The sequence below is a fragment of the Cohnella mopanensis genome, assembly GCF_022352055.1.
Classification (GTDB): domain Bacteria; phylum Bacillota; class Bacilli; order Paenibacillales; family Paenibacillaceae; genus Cohnella; species Cohnella mopanensis.
In genome coordinates this window covers 1-450 of record NZ_JAKRWM010000052.1, presented here as the reverse complement: position 1 = coordinate 450, position 450 = coordinate 1, and the positions used below count along the sequence as shown (strand labels likewise).

Annotated in this window: 1 protein-coding gene; it reads right to left on the bottom strand. The window is 54.4% G+C overall.

The genetic code is table 11. From position 1 onward, the window contains the following. A partial coding sequence (locus L3D05_RS26320; RefSeq protein WP_239619332.1) for an InlB B-repeat-containing protein occupies positions 1-450 on the bottom strand: 450 nt, incomplete at both ends.

Here is a 450-nt window from a genome sequence, read left to right as displayed (position 1 = left end):
TGACGTTACATTGCTGATAACTGCTCCCGCCGCGTAATTCGTACCATTTCCATCCGCTTGGGTGTTCCAGCCTCCAACTACTTTCCCTGTCGGAGCTGTGATTCCCGTGCTATCCGGCAGCGCTGCGGAAGACTGACCGTACGTTACCGTCAGGGAATTCGGCGCTGTTCCTGTTCCGCCGTTTTCGTTGAAGCTGATGGTGGATGTTGATGTATTCCATTTCGCAAACAGCGGAATGTCAGACGTTACATTGCTGATAACTGCTCCCGCCGCGTAATTCGTACCCTTTCCATCCGCTTGGGTGTTCCAGCCTCCAACTACTGGCCCTGTCGGAGCTGTGCTTCCCGTACTATCCGGCAGCGCTGCGGAAGACTGACCGTACGTTACCGTCATGGAATTCGGCGCTGTTCCTGTTCCGCCGTTTACGTTGAAGCTGATGGTGGATGTTGA